Source organism: Nisaea sediminum, assembly GCF_014904705.1.
Classification (GTDB): Bacteria; Pseudomonadota; Alphaproteobacteria; order Thalassobaculales; family Thalassobaculaceae; genus Nisaea; species Nisaea sediminum.
On record NZ_JACZCQ010000006.1, the window covers coordinates 75,405 to 95,884 of the forward strand.

Genomic DNA, 20,480 nt, shown 5'->3' on the forward strand with positions numbered 1-20,480 from the left:
AAAAGCGCCGCCTAGCGGGCCAGTCCAGCTTTCGTCAGAAACTCAGCCGCCTCGAAGATACGGCTGTGGTCGCGGATCTCGATGATCAGCCGCGGGTTCGAGCTCAAGGCCGAAAGCGCGCGGAACACCGATGGCCAGCGCACCGTTCCCTCGCCAGGCACCCAGTGGCGGTCGGCATACCCGTCCGCATCCTGCAGATGCACGTGCTCCAGCATGTTTCCGGCGGCAACGACATAGTAATCGACCGGCGGCGCACCGGTGGATCCATGCGCATAATGCGCGTGACCGGTGTCGATCGAGACCCGTACCCGCTCGCTGGCGAAGGACTCGGCAAGGCGGACGCGCCAGCGCGGATCGATATCCTCGATATTCTCGATCACCAAAGTCACGCCGACCTGCTCGGCGCGCGCCACCACGTCGTCGAGCGTGGCATGCACTTGCGAAAAGGCGTCTTCCAGATAGCCCGGCCTGTTGTCGAAATTATTGTAGTCCCAGGTCGTGAAGGGACTGTGCACCACCATCTGCGTGGCGCCGATCTCCTCGCAGGCATCGAGCGCCTGCATCATCCGCTTGCGGACGACCTGCCGCACGTCGGGGTCCACAGAGGCAATGCTGAAGCCCCAGAACGGGCCGTGGATACCGAGCCGCCCCTTATGCCCGTCGAGCTGTTTTCTGATCTCTGTCGCAAGCGGTTTCGAGTCGCCGTTCAGCACGTCCGCCTTGAAGAAATCCTGGAGCTCGAGATCACGCCGCCCCTCGATCAGCCAATCCCGATAGGTCTCCAGCATGCGGGCAGGCATGGCCGCTCCCAGCGTGGGCAAAGGCGTGGTTGATGTGGTCGTCATCGGCGGAACTCCGGTTGCAGGTCAGTCGGGAAATCGATGGACCCGAGTGTGCCGCCAGCGGCTTTTCCGGAACAAAGAAATTTTCGAGAAACTGTTCCGGACAGGCTAGTCCTTGTATTGGTCCCGAACGGCCGTGATCTCGCTCAGCTTCTCCATGAACAACTGGATCCCGCGCGGATCGAAGTGACGGCCGCTTTCCTGCTGCATGTGCTCGACGATCCGGTCCATCGGCCAGGCTTTCTTGTAGACACGGTCGCTGCCCAGCGCATCGAAGACATCCGCGATCGCGGTGAGGCGCCCGAAGATATGGATCTCCTCGCCGGCCGTGCCGTGCGGATAACCCGTGCCGTCCCACTTCTCGTGATGCTCGAGCGCGATGATCGCCGCCGCCCTCAGGATCTTCCGGTTCGATCCGGCAAGCATGTTGTAGCCGAGCCGGGCATGGGATTTCATCACCTCCCATTCCTCCGGATCGAGCTTGCCCGGCTTGTTGAGGATCGCATCGGGAATGCCGATTTTTCCGATATCGTGCAGCGGCGACGCCAGCTTCACCAGCTCCACCTCCTCTGCGTCAAGCCCATAGGCCTCGGCGAGGATCCGGCTGATTTCGGCCACTCTTTTCACATGATTGCCGGTTTCTTGGGACCGGGTTTCCACCGCTTCGCCAAGCATGTAGACAATCTCGCGCTGGGTAGAGGCGACATCCTCGTGCAATTGCGCGTTCTCGAAAGCGATCGCGACATTCTGGATGAACATTTCCAGCAGATGACGGTCGACGGGATCGATCGCTCCGATGCCGGACATGTAAGTCAGGTTCGTCGCCCCGTTCCGGTCCTTGAAATAGCCGACAAAATCGCCGCCCTCGAAGGAACTCGCCTCTGCGGCGACCGCCTTGTCGAGGCGCGCAACCACCGGAGCCGGCAGGACCTCGCGGGCATCGTCGCTGCTCAGATCGTTGAAAATACCGGTTCCCGCAAGAATCCGGAGTTTCTCGCCCGCAAGAGTGGCCGAGAGCCCACCCCGGGCCGCACCGTCCTGCAGGTAGACCGCACTCGGGTCGAAATGCAGCAGCGCCGTGAGCTGCTCAAGCGTGCCTTTGGCGAACCTGTTCATGGATCTGAGTTCGAAGATGTTCGCCGAAGCCTTGATCACCTGTTCCAGACCGTGGCGGTTCTGCTCGATGGTCACGATATCGCGGTAGGACCGAAGCGAGCTGCAGAGCAAGGTATAGAGCTTGGTTGCCGTAAGGTCCGTCTTTTCCTTGTAATCGTTGATATCGTAGTCGGCGATGACTTGCCGTTCCGGCGCCTGTCCCGGCTGCCCGGTCCGGAGCACGATGCGCGACTGCCAGTTCTTCAGCTCCTCGCGGATATAGCGGGCGACGTCCAGACCGGCATGCTCGCTCTCCATCACCACATCCAGGATGATGAGGGCGGCATCGAGATGATCCGCCAGAACCTCGCACGCCTCCGCGCCCGAATAGCAGCTGATGAAACTGAGGCCTCGGCCGGCGAACTCGAAGTCTGCCAGGGTCAGCTTGGTGACATCGTGAATTCCCGGATCGTCGTCGACGATCACGACCTTCCATTTGGGCTTCGGAGCGCCGTCGCGCGAAGGCTCGATCTGACCTTCGTCCTCTTCCGCGAACATCAGCTCATCATTCTCACTCATTTTCCGTCTCCGGGGTCAGCGGGATCGTTATGTCAAAGCGCGTTCCCTCCCCGTGATTGCTGAAACAGCGAATTGTTCCGGAAAGCTGGGTCGTTACCAGATTGTACACGATATGCATGCCGAGACCGCTGCCGCCGGAGCCGCGTTTGGTCGTGAAAAACGGTTCGAATATGCGGGTCCGGGTGTCGGCGTCCATTCCGGCCCCGTCGTCCTCGAAGGTGATTTTCACCTGTTTGTCCAATGTCACGGTGCGGATCAGAATGCTTCCGCTCCTGTCCTGGCCAAACCCGTGTGACAGCGCGTTGACGACGAGGTTGGAGAGTATCTGCGCGAACGCGCCGGGATAGCTGTTGATGGAAACATCGGCATCCATTTCCAACTGCAGCTCGACTTTCGGATAATGCTTGAGCTGCGGCATCAGGCTGTCGACGGTTTCCCGGACATAGGCATCGATATTAAAGCTCCGGCGCAGTTCGCTGGACTGATCCACGGCAACCTGCTTGAAGCTGCGTATCAGCTGCGCCGCGCGGTTCAGGTTACTCTCGATGATCCGTGTCCCCTCATCCGCGGCCGAAAGATAATTATCGAACTGCGAGCGTTTCACCTCGTTGCGGGCGAACGCCTCCCTGATTTTCACCGTCTCCTCGCGGACATGGCTGGCGGCCGTCACCGCCGTCCCGACGGGCGTGTTGATCTCGTGCGCGACGCCCGCGACGAGCCCTCCGAGAGACGCCATCTTCTCCGAATGGACAAGTTCGTCCTGCGCGAGCTCGAGGTCCCACAACGCCTGCCGCAGGCGCTCCTCGCCTTCTTTCTGCTCCGTAACGTCGACCGCGATCGTCACCACGCTCCCGTCGCCGATTTCATGCCGGCGCACACCGAAGACTTTCCCGGAGATGGAGCTGTATTCGTAAATCCCGGAACTTGGATTGCGCAGGGCATGAAACGCACGCTGATATTTCCGCTCGATATCTCCGACGCCGAAGTCGCCGCGCTCCGCCATGTAGCGCAGCACATCGCCGTAGAATTTGCCGGGTTCGAGCATTCCATCGGGGACATCGAGGATTTCACGAAGCTCCTCGTTAAGCAGAACGATGTTCTGATCCTTGTCGGTCAACACGATGCCCGCCGGCGCATTGTCGATGGTGGAACGGAGCTGCGCCTCCTTGCGTGACAACTCCGCCTCGATCGCCTTTCGGTTGGAAATGTCGAGATGCCAGACGATGGCGACCTCCTTACCGGCAAAGACAATCGGGCGGGAATAGTGAAGGCACCACCAAGTCGTTCCATCGTGGCGTCTGCGCAGCAGTTCCAGATCCGAAACCGGGTTTCTCGCGAAATCTATGCTGCGGACGTATTCAAGAGCTTCCGGATCGGCGAAGGTTTCCGCCGCCCCCCATTCCGCAAGCGGCATGCCCGGAGGAATACCAAACATTCTGGCCATTGCCTCGTTCGCGTAGAGCCGGCTTTCGACATCCGATTCGACGATCGTGATTCCGACAGGGCTGAGATCCAGCAACTGCTTGAGGTTGCGCTCGCTTTCCTTCAGACGCTCGGCAGTCTGCCTGAGCGCCAGTTCGGCGGCACTCCGCTCGCTGATATCGCGCACGATCGCGCAGAAGAACTTCTGGCCGGGTACATTCACCTCGTTAACGGACAGTTCGATCGGAAAGACTTCTCCGTCCGCGCGCTGCGCCGACAGTTCCGAGGTGCCCCCCAGAATCCGGCTCTTCCCGGTCAGGAGATAGTTGCTGATGAAACGCTGGTGTTCCGTGGCGACACTGCGTTCCATCAGGACGGCGACAGGCTCTCCCACGAGCGCATCCGGTTCATAACCGAACATCGTCCGTACCGCCCTGTTCGCGGAGATGATTTTGCCGTCTATATCAACCGTTATGATCGCTTCGGCCGCGCCGTCGACGATATTGCGATGCACCGCCTCGCTCAGTTCAAGCTCGGCCTGTACCGCTTTGCGCTTGGCGATCTCAGCCTCGAGCTCGGCTGTCCGGATGGCAACGAGTTCTTCCTGATGCGAACCGAGTGCCTGGATTTCGGCCAATTGCTCCACGCGTTCGGTGACATCCCTCAGGGTGCCGAAGATTGCGGTCTTTTTTCCGCCTTCGAAAACCGGTCCCTCGCGGGCCTCCACCCAGCGGGCGGTTCCATCGGCAATCACGATGCGGCACTCGATCGCGTTCTCGTCGTCAGTCTTCCATACGCGCCGGAACCATTCGTCCACCACAGCACGATCGTCCGGATGGACGATTTTTATGAACTCGGCCCATTTGGGTACGGTGTCGGATTGGCTGAGGCCGAGGATGCGATAGGCTTCTTCCGACCAGACGATCTCGTCGGTTTCGAGAATCCAGTACCAGGATCCGATCTGCCCGATCCTCTCCGCGTGGCGCTGGGCGATCTGATCCGGCAGACTCTTGCGGACACCGGTTCCGTCCGGCGGAGGTGTCATTCGGCCCTGGGTGGATCCAAAAAAGACAAAGAAAGGTGCGGCAACACCGGCGGAAACGGCAGCGATCCAAGCCTCGTCCCGCGGCAGACCCACGAAAACAGCTGCCTGGTCCGGCGTAAACCAGAGAAAACAGAGAAGGCTCAAGCAAAGAGTGGCGGCCGCACCGGCGAGCCCCACACCCAATCTGCGCCAGTTTCTCACGCACGCCGCGCGCTGCATCCGATCTCTAATCCCCGAACGGCACCGAAACCGGACGCTAACGGTCCGGTCGTTAAGAAGCCGTAAAAGATCGGCAGGCAACGGCGACGAATGCGTTGAAGACATTCGTTTCTGCAAGGCTCCGCGAACAATCTGTCCGACGGCACCAGATTATCCTCCGTGCCGAACAATCTTCCGGGCTGCACCGCTCTCCTTCCGCAGCGGATATTGTGCTTTGCGCCGGCCACACTCAGAGTGTCCCGATCAACCGAATGGCCATAAAATGAATTTGGGGGCAGGGATGGGTATGTTTGATCTGAGCGGCCGGGTCGCCGCGGTGACCGGCGGCAACGGCGGTATCGGGCTGGCGATGGCGGAAGGTCTGGCCGCATCCGGCGCCAGCATTCTTGTCATCGGACGGAACGCGGAAAAAAACCGGAACGCTGAAGAGACACTGAGGAAGCATGGGGTGGAGGCCGCCTCGGTGGCCGCCGACGTCACCAGCGAGGAAGATTGCGCGGCGGCCATGGCGGCCGCAAAGGAGCGATTCGGCCGTCTCGACATCCTGGTGAACAATGCGGGCACCAATATCCGCAACGTGCCACACAAGCTCTCCCTCGCGGACTGGCAGACGGTGATCTCCACCAACCTCACCAGTGCCTTCATCTGCAGCAACGCCGCCTATCCGCTGCTCTCGGCCGAGGGCGGCAAAATCATCAATATCGGCTCCATGCTCTCGATCTTCGGGTCGAGCTACGGGGCGGCCTATGCCGCCAGCAAGGGCGGCATCGTACAGCTCACCAAGTCACAGGCGATCGCCTGGGCGCCGGACAATATCCAGGCGAACGCGATCCTGCCCGGATGGATCAATACCGACCTGACCCGGCAGGCACGCATTGACGTCGACGGGCTGCATGAACGTATCGAAAGCCGCACGCCGGCGGGCCGCTGGGGCAACCCCGATGATCTTTCCGGCATCGCCGCCTTCCTCGCGAGCCCTGCTTCCGACTTCGTCACCGGCACGGCCATCCCGGTCGATGGCGGCTTCTCCGTGAATATCTGACCCATTCTCCGAATCCCGAGGAACTGAAATGACAGCCAATATTGACGAGGTCCTGAACTGGCTCGACGGCCAGCGCGAGGCGATGACCGACCTGCTGGAAGAGCTGGTGAACACCGAGTCCGGCTCCTACAACAAGGCCGGTGTCGATGCGGTCGGAGCGAAGATCGAGGCGCATCTGAACGCCGCCGGAATCAAGACCGAGCGCGTCGGTGCCGATGATTTCGGCGATTGCATCCGGGCGGAGATCTCGGCCGCGCCGGGCGGCGCAAACCGGCACATCGTGCTGATGGGTCATCGCGACACCGTCTTCCCGGACGGCACCGTCGCCGACCGCCCCTTCACCCGCGACGGCGACATCGCCTACGGGCCTGGCGTCGCCGACATGAAGTCCGGCCTGGTGATGAACACCTTCATCATCGAGGCCTTCCACAAGTTCGGCGGCGCGCCCTTCCCGCTGGTCGCGCTCTATACCGGCGACGAGGAGATCGGTTCGCCCTCCGGCCGCCCGGTGATCGAGTCGACCGCGCGCGGCGCGCGGGCGGTGTTCAATGCCGAGCCCGGCCGCGAGACCGGCAACGTCGTGACCGGGCGCAAGGGCGCGTCCTTCTTCAAGTTCGAGATCACGGGCATCGCCGCCCATTCCGGCGGCCAGCCCGAACGCGGCGTCAGCGCGATCGAGGAGATGGCGCGCAAGATCCAGGCCCTGCACGCGCTGACGAATTTCGAGACCGGGGTCACGGTGAATGTCGGCCTGATCTCCGGCGGCAGTTCGGTCAATACCGTCGCCCCGCACTGCACGGCCGAGGTCGATGTCCGCTTCAAAACCATGGAGCAGCGCGAGCAGGTCTGGAAGGACATCCAGGCGATCCTCGACACCACGCACCTGAAGGGCACCGAGACCCGCGTCGTCCAGGAACGCGGCTTCCTGCCGCTGACCATGTCCGGAGACAGCCAGGATATCTTCAAGCTCTATGTCGACGGCGCGGCCGAACTCGGCATGAAAATCGACGGGGAATATTCCGGCGGCAGCGCGGACAGCGGCTTCACCGCGCAGGTCGGGACCCCGACGCTCTGCTCCACCGGGCCCGTCGGCGGCGGCGCGCACAGCATCAAGGAATATTGCCGCCTCGACACCATGGTCCCCCGGGCGAAGGCCGTCGCCCTGGCGATTTCCCGGCTCAACGCCTGACAGTACCGAACCAAACCCGGCGCGGGTTCGTCTGGACTTTCCCGGCCGCACACCGCATTTCTCTATAAGGGTTTGGCTTATCGGGGGAGATTCCTGTCATGGCGCACGTTCTGGTTCTCTTCGCGCATCCGAGAACCGATCGTTCCGTCGCCAATACCGCTCTGGTTGCGGCGGCGCGAGCCATGGAAGGCATCGAACTCGTCGACCTCTACGGCGAATATCCCGATTTCGACATCGATATCGACCGGGAGCAAGAGCGGCTGGTCGCGGCGGACAGCATTGTCCTGCAGCATCCGGTGTACTGGTACTCCTGCCCGGCCCTGCTGAAGGAATGGCAGGATCTGGTGCTCGAATACGACTTCGCCTACGGCTCCGAGGGTACCGCGCTGGTCGACAAGCCGCTGCTGCAGATTGCGACCTGCGGCACGGCCCGGGAGGCCTACCGCAAGAAAGGCAAATACGAGAACGAGCTGCGCACCCTGTTTTCTCCCTTCGAGCAGACGGCGAAATTCTGCGGCATGCGCTATCTCGCTCCCTTCGGGGTCTTTTCCGCCGAGGATGCGGCTGCAGAGGGACGGCTCGACGCCATCGTCGCCGATTACCGGCGCCTTCTCGGCGCCCTCAGGGACGGCACGCTCGACCTGGAGAAAGCCGAAGCCGCCGTGCTCCTGAATGACGCTCTGGACGAGGCAATCGCCTCGGAAGCGGCGGCCGAATAATGGGTTTTTTCCAGGACGCCTTCATCTATCTCCTCGCCGCAGTCGTCGCCGTGACAGCCTCGCACCGGCTCGGCCTCGGCTCGGTGCTCGGCTATCTCTTCGCCGGCATCGCGATCGGACCGGTACTCGGCTATGTGGGCGGCTCGGAAACGGAGTCGGTGAAGCATTTCGCCGAGTTCGGCGTGGTCATCATGCTGTTCCTGATCGGCCTCGAGCTCGAGCCTCAGATGATCTGGCGGATGCGCTGGCAGCTTCTCGGGCTCGGCGGACTCCAGGTGCTGCTGACGACGGCGGCGCTCACCGCCGCGGTGATGGCGATCGGGTTCTCGTGGCAGGCCGCGCTCGTCATCGGCATGACGCTCGCCCTCTCCTCGACCGCCATCGTCCTCCAGACGCTCAACGAGAAAGGCTGGATGCGATCGAGAGGCGGGCAATCCTCCTTCTCGGTCCTGCTCTTCCAGGACATCGCCGTCATTCCGATGCTGGCCATCCTGCCGCTGCTCGCGGTAGGGGCGCCTGTCCCGGTCGACGGAGCCGCCGCACCCGGCGCGCACGGGAACATGCTCGACGGTTTCCCCGGCTGGTTCCAGACGCTCGTCATCGTCGCCACCATCGCCGCGATCATTCTCGCGGGACGGTTCCTCGTCAGGCCGGCCTTCCGTCTCATCGCCGCCGCCCGGATGCGCGAGCTCTTCACCGCCGCCGCCCTACTGATCGTGGTCTCGACTGCGCTGCTGATGGATCTGGTCGGGGTCTCCGCCGCGCTCGGCGCCTTTCTCGCCGGCGTGGTGCTCTCGACCAGCGAATACCGCCACGCGATCGAGAGCGACATCGACCCGTTCAAGGGCCTGTTGCTCGGCCTCTTCTTCATCTCGGTCGGCGCCGGGATCGATTTCGGCCTGCTGTTCTCCGAATTCCTCCTGATCATCGGCATCGCGCTCGGGATCATTCTCGTCAAGGCGCTGGTGCTCCTCGCGCTTGCCGGCATTTTCCGCCTGCCGTGGCAGGACACCTGGATGTTCGGGCTCGGCCTCGCCCAGTCCGGCGAATTCGCCTTCGTGCTGTTCGGCTTTGCCGGCTCCAGTGGCGCGCTTGCGGGAAGTCTCGTCGAGATCCTGATCCTCGCGGTTTCCTTCACCATGCTGCTGACACCGCTGCTCTTCATCCTGTTCGAGCGCTATGTCGTGCCAAGGACCGTCAGCTCCGTCTCGCGCCCGGCGGACGAGATCCCGGAACCGGGCACCGTGGTCATCGCCGGCGTCGGCCGTGTCGGCCAGATCATCGCCCGCCTCATGATGGCGGAGGGTTACAAGATCGTGGTGCTCGACCACGACCCCAACCTCGTCGACCGAATGCGGCAGACCGGCGTCCACAGCTATTACGGCGACGCGACCCGGCCGGACCTGCTCGAAGCCGCCGGCCTTGCCGAAGCGCAGGTCTTCGTCGCCGCGCTCGACGACCAGGACCAGCAGACCGCCATGGTCCGGCATGTGGCGGAGCATTATCCGAAATGCCGCATCGTCGCCCGTGCCTACGACCGTCACCACCTCTACGAACTGGAAAAAGCCGGCGCGCATGCGATCGAGCGCGAAGCCTTCGAGGGTGCTCTCTCGCTCGGCAAGCGCACTTTGCGGGAACTCGGCCTGCACCCGTTCCGCGCGGAGCAGAAGGTCCGCGCCTTCCGCCGCCACGACATGCAAACGGTCGACGTGCTCCGGGACTACTGGACCGGCGGCATGGGGAAGAAATACCTGAACGCGGTGCGCGAGCGGCTCGACGAACTGATGCAGGTCATGCGCTCGGACAGGATCGCGGGCCGGAACATGCCGGACCGGGAATGGACCCCGCCGCCGGCAGAGGACTCCGAACGTTGAAACGGCATTTCGTTCCCTCCTGAGACTTTTCAGCTTGCTCGAAATAAAATAGAACCAATCTGGTCTCTATTAATTCCACCCACTCAGAGGACATTACCCGTGGAAGCCATCGACCTTCTGCTGACCCGCCGTTCCGTCGTCGTCAAGGACATGGTCGGGCCGGGCCCCGACGCGGCGGAACTGGAGAAAATCCTGACCGCCGGGATCCGGGTCCCGGATCACGGCAAGATCGGCCCGTGGCGCATCCAGGTGCTGCACGATAAGGGTCAGGCGGCGCTCGGCGAGGTCTTCGCTAGCCGCTTCGCGGAGATCTGGGGCGAGGACGCGACCGAGAATATGATCGCCTTCGAGCGCGCCCGCCCGAGCCGTGCGCCGGTTCTCCTCGTGGTGACCGCCGACCTGCATCCGGACCACAAGGTGCCGCTGATCGAGCAGCAGATGTCCGGCGGCGCGGTCTGCATGAACCTGCTGAACGCAGCCCATGCGCTCGGCTATGTCGCCCAGTGGCTGACCGAGTGGCCGGCCTTCGACGCGGGCGTGAAACAGGCTCTCGGCCATACGCCAGAGACCGACATCATCGGCTTCATCTATATCGGCAGCGCCGCCGCGGCACCGCAGGAGCGCGTCCGGCCCGACCTCGCGACCGTGGTCTCCGAATGGACCGGGGCGTGAGCGATCTCAATATCCGCAAAGCTGAAGCAGCGGACATCCCGCGCATCGCCGAGATCTACCGGGATGCGCGGCTGCTGGCCTATGGCGGCATCGTCCCCGACGCGGACGTAATCGCCAGCGCCGCCCCCGACCGGCCGAAATGGCAGGAACTGCTCACCGACCCGGCGGTCTCCTTCTTCGTCGCCGAACACGGCGGCCGCATCGTCGCCATGGCCATCATGGAGGGAAGGAAGCTCGAATCCCTGCATGTCGATCCGGCGGCACATGGCGGCGGCATCGGCCGCAGCTTCCTCGCCTTCTGCCGCCGGCACGCCGGACCGGGAATGGAGCTGTACTGCCTCGCCGGAAACGACCGCGCGATCGGGTTCTACCGCAAGGCCGGGATGCGTCAGGCGGAAGATGTCGACCAGGTCATCTTCGGCAACGTCTATCCCGCCCACCGCTTCGTCTACGAGGACTGATCCGCCGGTTTCAGCGTCCGGCGAAGGGCCGCGATATGGCCGCAGCCGATCCCGCAGCAACCGCCGATGAGCGTCGCGCCCAGCGCCTTCCAGCGCCGCGCCCATGCGGCATAGGCGGCAGGATCGAGGTCGTGGCGGATCTCGTCGACGCCGTCATTCGCCGGTATCTCGTCGGCGGGCTTCGCGAAGGCGTTGGCATAGACACCGATCCGGACACCTTCCGGTACCGCGGCAACGGCCACCTTCACCGCAGCCTCCATCACTTCGGGCGCACTGCAGTTGAACAGCACTGCCTCGGCACCTGACGCAACGGCGGCCTCGACCGCCGCGCGGACTGGCTCGCCGGAGCGCAGCGTCGGGATCTGCGAATCCGCATGGCCGTCCTCCAGCGTATAGGACACCCATAACGGCTTCGGTGCCGCCGAGGTTGCCTTTGCGGCAGCCTTCATCTCCTCGATGCTGCTCGTCGTCTCGATCAGCCAGAGATCGACATGGCGCGCGAGGCCGGAGACGATCTTGCCGAGTAGCGCAGGCGCGTGGGCCGGATCGAAATCCTGCGGCAGGTAGGAACCAAAGACCGGCGGAATCGAGCCCGCGACGCGGGTTCCCGTCTTCCGATCCGCGGCCGACCGCGCCAACCGCCCCGACAATTCGATCAGCCGGCCCCCTTCGGCGGCGAACCGCTCCTCCCCGATATGAAAGGGCACGACCGCGTAATTGTTGGTCGTGATCACCTCGGCGCCGGCATCGATGAATTCGGCGTGGACGCGTTCGACGATCTCAGGCGTCTCGATCAGGGCGAGCGCCGACCATTCGGGCTGGCGGAACGGCGCGCCGAGCCGCTCTAGCTCGCGCGACATGCCGCCGTCGAGAATGACGATATCCTCCTGCATCATGGGGGCCCTCGCCTGCTGTCATATCCGGGTAGTCGGCCTTTCCGTCGCAGTTGCGCGCGGCACGGCACCCATCCCGATAAGCCTATTGCCCGGGACCCGCAAGATGCTTACCACTCGACCTAACGAAGCTGATCTCCCGGGAGGAAAAATGACCAAATTCGGAAAGCTGCTCTGCTCCGGCCTGCTCGCCGCCGCGATCGTGTCGCCGGCCTTTTTCGCGCCGGAGGCAACGGCCGAAACCCGCGTGACCTACAAGTCCGCGAAATCGACCTCGTCCTACTATCAGATGGCGGTGCAGGTCGCCGAAGCGGTCAAGAAGGCGACCGGCGGCAACATGGTGCTGACCGTCGAGGAAAGCCAGGGTTCGGTGCAGAACGTCAAGGAAGCGGCACGCCGCCCGGGCAACTACGTCTTCACCACCCCGCCGGCGCTGGTCAAGCTGGCCACCGGCAACCAGAAGATGTTCGAGGGTGACGGCGACTATTCCGGCATCCGCGCGCTCTTCCCAATCCCGTCGCTGACCATGCATTTCGTCGTCCGCGCCGACAGCGGCGTCGAGAGCTTCGAAGGCCTCGACGGCAAGAGCTTCATCATCGGCAAGGGCAGCTTCGGCGCCAAGGAAGCGGCCGCGAACTTCGAGCAGTTCGGCCTGACCGGCAAGGTCCAGCTGGTCGACGCGGAACTCAACTCCGCCGTCCCCGCCCTGAAAAACCGCCAGGTCGACGGCTTCGCCACCGCCGGTTCCTATCCGGCCCCGAACGTGATCGAGGCCGCCGCCGGCACCGAGGTGCGCCTGCTCTCGATGACGGACGATCAGGTCAAGATGACCAAGCGCACCAAGCTGGTGATCCCGGCCGGGACCTATCCGGGCGTCGATTACGACGTGACCACCACCTCGCTGCCGGTGGTCGCCTACAGCACCACCAACATGAGCGACGATGACGCCTACACCCTGACCAAGGCCTTCTGGGAAGCCAAGGCGGACATGGCCAACAGCGCCAAGTGGTGGAACGGCGTCAAGCCGGAGATGCTCGCCAACGTAATCGGCAAGCTGCATCCGGGCGCGGCGCGCTACTACGCCGAAGCCGGAATCGCGGTTCCCGACGCGATCAAATAACATTCTGGCGGAAGGCGCTCCGGCGCCTTCCGCCGATCTTCCCACCCGACCGGGTCCCCGCAAATGTCCATGCCCGCAGACGACCGGAGCGCCGCGCCGCGCATCGCGACCGCCGTCGTCACCCTACTCGCCTTCCTCTCGGTCGGCTTTCACGTCACCCTGATCTTCACCGGACTGCTGCCGAACCTCGTCGTCCGGCCGCTGCACCTTGCGCTCGCGCTGCCCTGGGTTTTCGTGATCGGCGCGCGCGGCAGCCTGTTCGAGCGCGCCACCGGATGGCTCTGCGCCGGAGCCGGCATCGCGATCTGCCTCTATATCGCGCTCCATGCGGACGCGCTCGGCGACCAGTACGGCTATACCGAGGGCTGGATACAGCGGCTCGGCGGCATCCTGATCCTCCTGATGGTGCTCGAGATGGCCCGCCGCGCGGTCAAGCTCGCGCTCCCGTCGCTGGCGGTGATCGCCCTGCTCTACGGCCTCTTCGGTCAGCATCTGCCGGGAGAGTTCGGCCATCCGGGCCTGCCCTTCGACAGCCTGCTCGGGACCCTGACCATCGCCGAAGGCGGGCTCTGGGGCCCGCTCACCGGCGTCTCGGTCAACGTCGTCGCCGTCTTCATCGTGCTCGGAGCCGTGGTTGGCGCGGGCCATGGAGGCACCGGCTTCATGAATGTGGCGACGCGGCTCGCAGGGCGCCTCAAGGGCGGGGCGGCCAAGGTCTCCGTGCTCGCCTCGGCCCTCTTCGGCTCGATCAGCGGCTCGGCCTCGGCCAACGTCGCCTCGACCGGCGCCTTCACCATCCCGACCATGAAGCGGCTCGGCTATCCCCGCTCGCTCGCCGCCGCGGTCGAAGCGGTCGCCTCCTCCGGCGGGCAGATCATGCCGCCGCTGATGGGCGCCGGCGCCTTCGTCATGGTCGAGCTGCTCTCGACCACCTACGACGTCATCGTCGCCGCCGCGATCCTGCCGGCCCTCCTCTTCTTCCTCGCCGTCTGGTTCGGCATCGATTGGTTCGCCGCGCGCAACGGCCTACGGCCGATGGACGAGACCGAAATCCCGGACCGCCGCGCCGTGCTGACCACGCTGCCCTTCTTCGCCATTCCGTTCGGCGCGCTGCTGATCGTGCTCTTCGGCACCGGCTACACGCCGCAATATGCGGCCGGCATCGCGATCTTCACCGCCGCCGCCATGCTGCCGCTGAACACCGACGGTTTCGCCGGGCTCCGCGTCACCTGGGAGCGCGTCACCACCGCCAGCATCGACGCCGCCCGGCAGATCGCCATGATCGCCTCAATCATCCTCTGCGCCGGGATCATCATCGGCGTGCTGAACATGACCGGGCTCGGCGTGAAGGTGACCTCGGCGATCCTCTCCTTCTCCGGCGGCCAGCTCTGGGCGGCGCTGCTTCTGACCGCGCTCGCCTGCCTGATCCTCGGCATGGAGGTGCCGACGACGGCGGCCTATGTTATCTGCATCTCGGTCGCGGGTCCGGCCCTGCAGGAACTCGGGCTGCCGCCGCTGACGGCGCATCTCTTCGTCTTCTGGTACGCCCTGCTCTCGACCATCACGCCGCCGGTCTGCGGCACGGTCTTCATCGCCGCAGGGATGGCGGACGCGCCCTGGCTGCAGGTCGCCGGCCATTCCATGCGGCTCGGGATCGGGCTCTATATCGTCCCGCTCGGCATTGTCGCGAACCCGGCGCTGATCGCGCTGACCGAAACGCCGGTTTTCGCCCTCGGCGCCTTCCTCAAGCTCGGCGTCGGTCTCGCGCTGATGAGCTGGGGGCTCGTAAACATCAAAGCCGGCCTGCGCGCCCTCGCCGCCTTCGCCGCAGGTGTGGCGGTGGTCTTCGCCTTCGGTATCTGATCTAGTCTCCTCCCGTCCAAGCAAACGGAGCCTCTCCCATGTCCTCGATCGTCGTGAAATCCGCCATCTACGGCGACATGTTCGGCACCGCCGACATGCGCGGCCTCTTCGCCGACAGCACCATCCTCGGCCTCTATCTCGACGTCGAGACCGCCCTGGCGCGGGCACAGGCGAAACTCGGGCTGATCCCCGAGAACGCGGCGAAGGCGATCACCGAGGCCGCCGACGTCGACAGGATCGACATGGAGCGGCTCTCCGCCCGCACCCAGATCGTCGGCTACCCGATCCTGCCGCTCGTCGAACAGCTTTCGAACTGGGCACCGGACGGGCTCGGGCAATATTGCCACTGGGGCGCGACGACGCAGGACATCATGGACACGGCCGACGTGCTGCAGGTCCGCGCCGGGCTCGATATCGTCGAGGAATATCTGGAGCGGATCGCGGCCGCGCTGGCGAAACTCGCAGAGGCGCATGCGGAAACCCCGATGGCGGGGCGCACCCATCTGCAGCATGCCCTCCCCGTCAGCTTCGGCTTCAAGGCGGCAACCTGGCTTTCCGCCATCGACCGGCACCTGCAGCGGCTGAAGGAACTGCGTCCCCGGGTCGAGGTGGTGCAGTTCTCCGGCGCCGCCGGGACGCTGGCCTCGCTCTCCGGCAACGGACTCGCGACCCAGGCGGCGCTGGCGGAGGAGCTCGGCCTCGGTGTGCCGGACATCACCTGGCACACGATCCGCGACGGGCTCGCCGAAGTCACCGGCTTCCTCGCGCTCGTCACCGGGACCATCGGCAAGATCGGCTACGACATCATGCTGATGATGCAGACGGAAACGGGCGAAGTGCTGGAGCCCTTCGTCGCCGGACGCGGCGCCTCCTCGACCATGCCGCAGAAACGCAACCCGATCTCCTCGGAGATGATGCTCGCCTCCTCCAAGATCGTGCGCGAGCAGCACAGCGCCATGCTCGACGCCATGGTGCAGGACCACGAGCGAGCCACCGGCCAATGGCACGTCGAATGGCACGCCCTGCCGACCGCCTTCATCGTCGCCTCCGGCGGGCTCGCCGCCGCGGCGGAAGTGCTGGAGGGCCTGGAAGTGCGCCCGGACGCCATGCGCAAGGTGCTCGACACCACCAGGGGCCTGATCGTCGCAGAAGCGGTGATGATGGGCCTCGCCCCCCATATCGGCCGCCAGGTCGCCCATGACGTGGTCTACGATTGCTGCCGCAAGGCGCTCGCCGGAGAGGCGACGTTCCTCGACGCGCTGATGGAGGAAAAGGCGATTTCCGACACGCTCGACCGGGGAACGGTCGAGGCGCTGACGAAGCCGGAGAACTATCTCGGCGAGGCGCCGGAAATGGTGCGCCGCCTACTGCTGAAACGGCGCGGCTGAGGCTCAGGCATTCTCGAACAGGTTCCGGCCTGTCCGGTCAGAGCCGCGCATCAGGAACACCTTCTGCTTCGACTGGTCGCGGACCTTCTGGGCCTCGGCCTTCTGTTTCGCGAGATCGCGGTCAAAGAGGCTCGTCGTCGGCATGAAGCGCATGGTCATGCCGCGGCGCGGCTTGTCCGAATGGTTCGCCTCGGAGCCGTGCAGCAGATAGACGTCGTGCAGCGAGATCTGCCCGGGTTCCAGCACGAGATCGACCGCTTCCGCCTCGTCGTAGGTCGAGGGATCGAGTTCCTGGTTCAACGTCACGTCCGTCGCGTCGGTCCGGTTGTGCGCCTTCAGCCGCTGGTCCTTGTGCGAGCCGCGGATGAATTTCAGGCAGCCGTTCTCCGGCGTCGCCGCATCCACCGCGAGCCAGACCGTGCAGGTCGCGAGCGGACGGATCGGCCAGTATTCGCCGTCCTGGTGCCAGGGCGTGCGCTTGCCGCCATGCGCCGGCTTGGCGAAGAAGCTCATGTTCCAGAGCGCGATGTCAGGGCCGATCACCTGCGCGATCATGTCGAGAATTTCCGGATCCTCGGCGAACTCCCGGAAGCTCGGCTCGTAGTCGAGCAGGGCGTTGCAGTAATCCTTGAATTCGGGATGGCGCTCCAGCAGGGCAGCATGGAGCTGCTTGATCCGCTCCAGCTTGTCCGGCGAGAGACGGAAATCCGGGATGACATAGCCATCCTCGTGGTAGCGGGCGACCTGGTCTTTGGTCAGCATGGCATCCTCCCCTGATACCTTTTTCCACGAGCTTAGCGCCTACCGCCATGCTTGTCCCGGCGCGCGGAATGATGGAGAGTCTGCGGGATTCGAGTGGGGGAACTGACAATGACGATTGATCGTGGCGAAGCGCTCCGGACGCGCCTTGCGGCCTTGAAGGTGGTGCCGGTGATCCGGACGCCAACCTCGGATCTCGCGATCCGCGCCTGCGAATGGCTGCTGGACGCGGGTATGCAGACGCTGGAATTGACCTTCACCACGCCCGATGCGCACCGCGTCATCGAGACCTTCGCCCGCACCGCACCGGACGCGCTGATCGGCGCCGGCACGGTGCGCACGGCGGAGCAGGCGAAAGCGGCGGCCGATGCCGGTGCCGCTTTCCTGGTTTCGCCCGGTGCCGCCGCCGGAGTTGCCGAAGCCGCCAGGGCATTCGGTATCCCGTATCTGCCCGGAGCCGCCACGCCGAGCGAGGTCGAGGCCCGCTGGGCCGAGGGCGCGACTTTGGTGAAGATCTTCCCAGCCCGCGAATGCGGCGGACCCGGTTTCCTGAAGGCGGTGAAGTCGGTCTATCCGGAGATCCCGCTGATGCCGACCGGCGGCGTCTCTCCCGAAACCGCGAAATCCTATCTCGAGGCCGGCGCGCTCTGCCTCGGCATGGGCGGTGAGCTGGTTTCGGTCGCGGCCCTGAAGGCGAACGACCCGGCGCCGATCCGCGATGCCGTCGCCCGCGCCTTCGCCGCGGTCGCCTCATGAGCGCTTATCCCGACCTGCTCTGCCTCGGCGAGCCGCTGCTGGAATTCAACCAGCAGCGGGATGGACGCTATCTCGCGGGCCATGGCGGCGACACCTCGAACGCCGCCATCGCGGCGGCCCGGCAGGGCGCCTCGGTCGGCTACCTCACCCGCATCGGACGCGATCCCTTCGGCGAGAGCTTCCGGGAGCTCTGGGAGACAGAGGGCGTCGACATGCGCGGCGTCGAGGCGGCGGAGGACGGGCATACCGGGATCTATTTCGTCACCCACGGTCCCGACGGGCACCAGTTCAGCTATTTCCGTGCCGGCTCCGCCGCAAGCCGGATGACACCGGATTTCCTCCCGCGCGAGATGATCGGCGCCGCGAAGATCCTGCACATGTCCGGGATCAGCCAGGCGATCTCCGCGAGCGCCGCCGACACCGTCTTCGCAGCCATCGCGCTGGCGAAGGAGGCCGGCGTGAAAGTCTCCTTCGACCCCAATCTGCGCCTGAAGCTCTGGCCGCTGGACCGCGCCCGCGCGGTGATACATGCAGCAATGGCCGAGGCGCACATCGCCCTGCCGGGGCTCGACGACGCCGTCGCACTGACCGGCAAGGAGAAACCGGACGAGATCGCGGATTTCTATCTCGAACTCGGCGCCGGCATCGTCGCGCTGACTCTCGGGGCGGAAGGGTGCCTTGTGGCAACGGCAGACGGACGACAGCGGATCCCGGGACGTCCGGTCGCGGCAAGGGACGCGACCGGCGCGGGCGACACCTTCGACGGCAGCTTTCTCGCGGAGTACCTGCGCACCGGCGATCCGTTCCGTGCGGCGCTCTATGCCAATGCGGCGGCGGCGCTCGCGACCCAGGGTTACGGCGCGGTCGAGCCGATGCCGAGACGCGAAAAAGTCGAGACCCTGCTCGACCAAAGCTGAAATTTGTATAGACGATTAGGTCTACACGGCGCCGGTCCGCTTCCGTTACAATCAGATCCGATCAGTCCCGCTTTGCGGTTGTTGATCAGCACGCATTACGGATCATGGACATGCAAGGCGACAGCACAGCGCCCGAAGCGCCTCTCGGACGGATGCTGCTTCTCGGCGGCCCGCGTCACCCGTCCGTTCTCCCGCCGATCCAGCTCTTTCTGGTGACGATCGCGCTCGCCTGCACTGCGGCATTGATCGGTTACGTGAACGGAACGCCGGAGGACGCCGTCCTCACCGGCGCCGTCGCCCTGCTCGGCGGATACATGGCGGCCAATGTCGGCGCGAACGACGTGGCGAACTCCGTCGGCCCGCTGGTCGGCGCCCGCGCGCTGCCACTCGGCGCCGCCCTGCTGCTTGCGGCAGGCGCAGAGATCGCCGGCGCGCTCCTCGCCGGCGACCATATCGTCGGACGGATCGCCTTCCGCATCGTCGATCCGGACATGGTGCGCGACCCGACCGGCTTCGTCTTCGGCATGGCGGCGGCACTCGCCGGCGCCGCGCTCTGGGTTAATGCCGCGAACCTGCTGCACGCTCCGATCTCCACCACCCATGCCATCATCGGCGGCATCGTCGGAGTCGGTCTCTTCGCCCTCGGCGTGCATGCGATCAACTGGGGCGAGATTGTCGCCATCACGCTCGGCTGGTTCGTCTCCCCCGTGGCGAGCGGCCTCGTCGCCATCGTCATTCTCGCCTTCATCAAGCGCGAAATGCTCAGCGTGCAGGACAAGGTCCGCGCGGCACGGACCTGGATCCCGATCCTGGTCGCGGCCATGTCGGCCCTCTTCACACTCTTCCTGATCAACAAGGGGCTGGGCAATCTCTGGCAGCCGACGAAGCCGGTGCTGGTCACGACGGTGCTGGCCGCCTCGATCGCGACTCTCGCGCTCGCCGGCCCCTACATCCGCCGCACGTCGATGGGCCTTGCGAACCGTCCGCAGACCGTGCGCAAGCTGTTCCGCGTACCGCTGATCGCAGCCGCCGCCTTTCTCGCCTTCGCCCACGGCGCCAACGACATCGCGAATATCGCGGGGCCAATGACCGCGATCCTGCATGTCCAGGCGACCTCCGACCTCGCGATCGCCCCCGGTATTCCCCTCTGGATCTTCCTGGTCGGCGCGCTCGGCCTCGCCTTCGGCCTGCTGCTCTTCGGCAGCCCGATGGTCCGGATCGTCGCGATGCGGATCACCAAGATCAACCCGGTGCGTGCCTATTCCGTCGCCATGGCGACCGCAGCGACGGTGACGATGGCGTCGTGGATCGACCTGCCAGTCAGCACCACGCAGATCGCCGTCGGCGCGATCTTCGGGATCGGCATCTACCGAGAATTCCGGGCCCGGAAGGATGCCGAGAAAGCCGTCCTGCAGGAGGGCGCCAAGCTGAAGCGCCGCCGGCTGCTGATCCGGCGCGGCGACGTTGCCCGCATCCTCATTGCCTGGGCGGTCACCTTCCCGGCAGCCGCGCTGATATCCGGCGCGCTCTTCGCCCTGGTTTCCTTCCTGCTCGATCTCTGACCTGCACGAAGTGCGGGCCTCGCCTAAATTTTCATTTAGTTGACAAAGTCAAATAAATAGATG

At 64.8% G+C, this 20,480-nt stretch carries 17 protein-coding genes; 12 read left to right on the forward strand and 5 right to left on the reverse strand.

Going from position 1 to position 20,480, the window contains the following annotated elements; all coding sequences use genetic code 11:
- Positions 1-11: 11 nt before the first annotated feature.
- From IG122_RS12355 to IG122_RS12365, 3 genes are all read right to left on the reverse strand, one after another.
- Positions 12-845, reverse strand: coding sequence for a sugar phosphate isomerase/epimerase family protein (locus IG122_RS12355; protein WP_193183925.1), 834 nt, complete (start codon positions 843-845; stop codon positions 12-14).
- Between the two features lie 105 nt (positions 846-950).
- Positions 951-2,516, reverse strand: coding sequence for a DUF3369 domain-containing protein (locus IG122_RS12360; RefSeq protein ID WP_193183927.1), 1,566 nt, complete (start codon positions 2,514-2,516; stop codon positions 951-953).
- Entirely contained in the window at positions 2,509-4,983 is a 2,475-nt protein-coding gene (locus IG122_RS12365) for a PAS domain S-box protein (protein WP_193183929.1), read from the reverse strand. The genes IG122_RS12360 and IG122_RS12365 overlap by 8 nt, the downstream gene beginning before the upstream one ends.
- Positions 4,984-5,482: 499 nt before the next feature.
- Between IG122_RS12365 and IG122_RS12370 the strand changes: the two genes are divergently transcribed.
- From IG122_RS12370 to IG122_RS12395, 6 genes are all read left to right on the forward strand, one after another.
- The gene (locus tag IG122_RS12370; protein WP_193183931.1) at positions 5,483-6,244 is read left to right on the forward strand and encodes an SDR family NAD(P)-dependent oxidoreductase; all 762 of its coding nucleotides are present in this window, start codon (positions 5,483-5,485) and stop codon (positions 6,242-6,244) included.
- A 28-nt stretch (positions 6,245-6,272) separates the two neighbouring features.
- Entirely contained in the window at positions 6,273-7,433 is a 1,161-nt protein-coding gene (locus IG122_RS12375; protein WP_193183933.1) for a M20 family metallopeptidase, read from the forward strand.
- 98 nt (positions 7,434-7,531) lie between these two features.
- Complete coding sequence (locus tag IG122_RS12380; RefSeq protein WP_193183935.1) at positions 7,532-8,152, forward strand: NAD(P)H-dependent oxidoreductase; 621 nt, start codon at positions 7,532-7,534, stop codon at positions 8,150-8,152.
- Positions 8,152-10,026, forward strand: a complete 1,875-nt coding sequence (locus IG122_RS12385) for a monovalent cation:proton antiporter-2 (CPA2) family protein (protein WP_193183937.1) — start codon at positions 8,152-8,154, stop codon at positions 10,024-10,026. The genes IG122_RS12380 and IG122_RS12385 overlap by 1 nt, the downstream gene beginning before the upstream one ends.
- Positions 10,027-10,125: 99 nt before the next feature.
- Entirely contained in the window at positions 10,126-10,698 is a 573-nt protein-coding gene (locus tag IG122_RS12390) for a nitroreductase family protein (protein ID WP_319024874.1), read from the forward strand.
- The gene (locus IG122_RS12395) at positions 10,695-11,159 is read left to right on the forward strand and encodes a GNAT family N-acetyltransferase (protein ID WP_193183939.1); all 465 of its coding nucleotides are present in this window, start codon (positions 10,695-10,697) and stop codon (positions 11,157-11,159) included. The genes IG122_RS12390 and IG122_RS12395 overlap by 4 nt, the downstream gene beginning before the upstream one ends.
- Here the strand turns inward: IG122_RS12395 and IG122_RS12400 are convergent.
- Entirely contained in the window at positions 11,147-12,055 is a 909-nt protein-coding gene (locus IG122_RS12400; RefSeq protein WP_193183941.1) for a homocysteine S-methyltransferase family protein, read from the reverse strand. The two genes, IG122_RS12395 and IG122_RS12400, sit on opposite strands and share 13 nt — an antisense overlap.
- A gap of 148 nt (positions 12,056-12,203) precedes the next feature.
- On the opposite strand from IG122_RS12400, the gene IG122_RS12405 reads away from it, so the two are divergent.
- The 3 genes from IG122_RS12405 to pcaB all read left to right on the forward strand — a co-directional run bounded on the left by IG122_RS12405 (position 12,204) and on the right by pcaB (position 16,423).
- Positions 12,204-13,172: a TAXI family TRAP transporter solute-binding subunit gene (locus IG122_RS12405; protein ID WP_193183943.1), complete on the forward strand. Its 969-nt coding sequence runs from the start codon at positions 12,204-12,206 to the stop codon at positions 13,170-13,172.
- A gap of 63 nt (positions 13,173-13,235) precedes the next feature.
- Positions 13,236-15,035 (forward strand): TRAP transporter permease, encoded by a 1,800-nt coding sequence (locus IG122_RS12410; protein WP_226893546.1) that lies wholly within the window; start codon positions 13,236-13,238, stop codon positions 15,033-15,035.
- A 38-nt stretch (positions 15,036-15,073) separates the two neighbouring features.
- The gene (pcaB, locus tag IG122_RS12415; protein ID WP_193183945.1) at positions 15,074-16,423 is read left to right on the forward strand and encodes a 3-carboxy-cis,cis-muconate cycloisomerase; all 1,350 of its coding nucleotides are present in this window, start codon (positions 15,074-15,076) and stop codon (positions 16,421-16,423) included.
- Between the two features lie 3 nt (positions 16,424-16,426).
- Here pcaB and IG122_RS12420 read toward each other — a convergent pair whose 3' ends face one another.
- Entirely contained in the window at positions 16,427-17,185 is a 759-nt protein-coding gene (locus tag IG122_RS12420; protein WP_193183946.1) for a phytanoyl-CoA dioxygenase family protein, read from the reverse strand.
- 108 nt (positions 17,186-17,293) lie between these two features.
- Between IG122_RS12420 and IG122_RS12425 the strand changes: the two genes are divergently transcribed.
- The 3 genes from IG122_RS12425 (at position 17,294) to IG122_RS12435 (ending at position 20,417) form a co-directional block, all read left to right on the forward strand.
- On the forward strand, positions 17,294-17,938 hold the full coding sequence (locus tag IG122_RS12425) for a bifunctional 4-hydroxy-2-oxoglutarate aldolase/2-dehydro-3-deoxy-phosphogluconate aldolase (RefSeq protein WP_193183948.1): 645 nt from the start codon (positions 17,294-17,296) through the stop codon (positions 17,936-17,938).
- On the forward strand, positions 17,935-18,855 hold the full coding sequence (locus IG122_RS12430; protein ID WP_193183950.1) for a sugar kinase: 921 nt from the start codon (positions 17,935-17,937) through the stop codon (positions 18,853-18,855). The genes IG122_RS12425 and IG122_RS12430 overlap by 4 nt, the downstream gene beginning before the upstream one ends.
- Before the next feature lie 110 nt (positions 18,856-18,965).
- Positions 18,966-20,417 (forward strand): inorganic phosphate transporter, encoded by a 1,452-nt coding sequence (locus IG122_RS12435; RefSeq protein WP_193183952.1) that lies wholly within the window; start codon positions 18,966-18,968, stop codon positions 20,415-20,417.
- Positions 20,418-20,480 lie beyond the last annotated feature (63 nt).

Coding starts and splice junctions, on each gene's coding strand:
- IG122_RS12385 (WP_193183937.1), top strand. CDS start 8,152: ATGGGTTTTTTCCAGGACGCCTTCATCTATCTCCTCGCCGCAGTCGTC.
- IG122_RS12430 (WP_193183950.1), top strand. CDS start 17,935: ATGAGCGCTTATCCCGACCTGCTCTGCCTCGGCGAGCCGCTGCTGGAA.
- IG122_RS12380 (WP_193183935.1), top strand. CDS start 7,532: ATGGCGCACGTTCTGGTTCTCTTCGCGCATCCGAGAACCGATCGTTCC.
- pcaB (WP_193183945.1), top strand. CDS start 15,074: ATGTCCTCGATCGTCGTGAAATCCGCCATCTACGGCGACATGTTCGGC.
- IG122_RS12365 (WP_193183929.1), bottom strand. CDS start 4,983: ATGACACCTCCGCCGGACGGAACCGGTGTCCGCAAGAGTCTGCCGGAT.
- IG122_RS12370 (WP_193183931.1), top strand. CDS start 5,483: ATGGGTATGTTTGATCTGAGCGGCCGGGTCGCCGCGGTGACCGGCGGC.
- IG122_RS12400 (WP_193183941.1), bottom strand. CDS start 12,055: ATGATGCAGGAGGATATCGTCATTCTCGACGGCGGCATGTCGCGCGAG.
- IG122_RS12355 (WP_193183925.1), bottom strand. CDS start 845: ATGACGACCACATCAACCACGCCTTTGCCCACGCTGGGAGCGGCCATG.
- IG122_RS12425 (WP_193183948.1), top strand. CDS start 17,294: ATGACGATTGATCGTGGCGAAGCGCTCCGGACGCGCCTTGCGGCCTTG.
- IG122_RS12420 (WP_193183946.1), bottom strand. CDS start 17,185: ATGCTGACCAAAGACCAGGTCGCCCGCTACCACGAGGATGGCTATGTC.
- IG122_RS12435 (WP_193183952.1), top strand. CDS start 18,966: ATGCAAGGCGACAGCACAGCGCCCGAAGCGCCTCTCGGACGGATGCTG.
- IG122_RS12405 (WP_193183943.1), top strand. CDS start 12,204: ATGACCAAATTCGGAAAGCTGCTCTGCTCCGGCCTGCTCGCCGCCGCG.
- IG122_RS12410 (WP_226893546.1), top strand. CDS start 13,236: ATGTCCATGCCCGCAGACGACCGGAGCGCCGCGCCGCGCATCGCGACC.
- IG122_RS12375 (WP_193183933.1), top strand. CDS start 6,273: ATGACAGCCAATATTGACGAGGTCCTGAACTGGCTCGACGGCCAGCGC.
- IG122_RS12360 (WP_193183927.1), bottom strand. CDS start 2,516: ATGAGTGAGAATGATGAGCTGATGTTCGCGGAAGAGGACGAAGGTCAG.